This window comes from Actinocrinis puniceicyclus (genome assembly GCF_018283645.1).
GTDB lineage: Bacteria > Actinomycetota > Actinomycetes > Streptomycetales > Catenulisporaceae > Actinocrinis > Actinocrinis puniceicyclus.
The window spans coordinates 1-1313 of record NZ_JAGSXH010000323.1 but is presented as its reverse complement, the minus strand read 5'-3'; the positions used below and the strand labels follow the sequence as shown (position 1 = coordinate 1313).

The 1313-nt window shown below is 68.4% G+C and carries 1 pseudogene; it reads left to right on the top strand.

The features are described from left to right. Positions 1-56: 56 nt before the first annotated feature. Positions 57-1265, top strand: a pseudogene (locus KGA66_RS29065) (ISAzo13 family transposase); the annotation flags it as partial. Positions 1266-1313 lie beyond the last annotated feature (48 nt).

The following is a 1313-nucleotide window of genomic DNA, read 5'->3' as shown; positions in this document are numbered from 1 at the left end:
AGGGCTCGTCGCTAAATTATCTTTACATGTCCTGATTGTCCTGCCAGGATTCTGCTATGGCTGTGGTCATGGAGATCGACGAGCGGGTGCTGGCGGCGAAGTTCGAGGCGATCCTGCCGCATCTTGACGAGCGGCAGCGCCGTCTGGTCCTGGCCGCGGAGGCCCGTTCGCTCGGGCACGGCGGGATCTCCCTGGTGGCCCGGGCTTCCGGCGTCTCGCGCGTGACGATCACTGCCGGGGTCGGCGACCTGGAGTCCGGACGGGACCCGATGCCGGGCCGCTCGCGCCGCCCCGGCGCCGGGCGCAAGCCGCTGACCGAGACCGATCCCGGACTGCTCGGCGCGTTGGATGCGCTGGTCGATCCGGTGACGCGGGGCGATCCGATGAGTCGGCTGCGTTGGACCACGAAGTCGACGCGCAGCCTCGCCGACGAACTCGGCGCCCTGGGGCACCGGGTCTCGCACCACAGCGTCGGGCGGCTGCTGTCCGACCTGGACTACAGCCTGCAGGGCAACGCCAAGACCGTGGAAGGAACCCAGCACCCCGACCGCGACGCCCAGTTCCGCTACATCAACGGGAAGGTCACCGCGCACCTGGCCGACGGCGACCCGGTGATCAGCGTGGACGCGAAGAAGAAGGAGTTGATCGGCGAGTACGCGAACACGGGCCGGGACTGGCGCCCGGCCGGCGCCCCGCGCCGCGTGCAGGTGCACGACTTCCCGGGCCCCGCGGGCAAAGCCGTGCCGTACGGCGTGTACGACCTGGCCGCCGACGCCGGATGGGTGTCTGTGGGCTGCGACGGCGATACCGCGCAGTTCGCCGTGGCCACCATCCGCCGCTGGTGGCACACGGTCGGGGCCACGGCCTACCCGCAGGCCAAGCGCCTGCTGATCACTGCGGATGCGGGCGGGTCCAACGGCTACCGGCTGCGGCTGTGGAAGAAGGAACTGGCCGACTTGGCCACCGAGACCGGCCTTACGATCACCGTCTGCCACATGCCGCCGGGCACCTCGAAGTGGAACAAGGTGGAACACAGGCTCTTTAGCCACATCTCGATGAACTGGGCCGGGCAGCCGCTGACCAGCCATGAGGTCGCCGTGAACCTGATCGCCGGAACCACCACCCGCTCCGGATTGAGCGTGCAGGCCGAACTCGACCCCGGCAGCTACCCACGCGGCATCAAAATCAGCGACCGCGAGATGCGACTGCTGAAGGAGCGGCACGTCAGACCACACGAGTTCCACGGCGAGTGGAACTACGACCTGATTGCGACCGAACCGCCCGAATGAGCGTGTCGTTCATTTCCAGGCCCT